General features: G+C 47.3%; 2 tRNA genes. Both read left to right on the top strand.

Annotated features, from left to right (window positions below):
- The first annotated feature begins 1 nt into the window (after window position 1).
- Window positions 2–92, top strand: a tRNA-Ser gene (locus CWB66_RS20410).
- A 51-nt stretch (window positions 93–143) separates the two neighbouring features.
- Window positions 144–236: transfer RNA gene (locus tag CWB66_RS20405), tRNA-Ser, on the top strand.
- Window positions 237–262: the final 26 nt, after the last annotated feature.

Here is a 262-nt window from a genome sequence, read left to right as displayed (position 1 = left end):
CGGAGAGATGGCAGAGTGGTCGAATGCACCGGTCTTGAAAACCGGCATGGGTTTATAGCCCATCTAGGGTTCAAATCCCTATCTCTCCACCATATTTTAATTGGTGGCTTTTTTATCTCCATCAATACAAACGGTTATGCGTTGGAGAGGTGTCCGAGTGGCCGAAGGAGCTCCCCTGCTAAGGGAGTATAGAGTTTGTAGCTCTATCGAGGGTTCGAATCCCTCCCTCTCCACCATACTCAATTTAAACCACTTAATTGTG

The sequence above is a fragment of the Pseudoalteromonas sp. S558 genome (assembly GCF_005886635.1).
In the GTDB taxonomy this organism is placed as follows: Bacteria; Pseudomonadota; Gammaproteobacteria; order Enterobacterales; family Alteromonadaceae; genus Pseudoalteromonas; species Pseudoalteromonas aliena.
The sequence above is the reverse complement of the archived record's forward strand: the minus strand, read 5'-3'. Positions and strand labels throughout refer to the sequence as shown.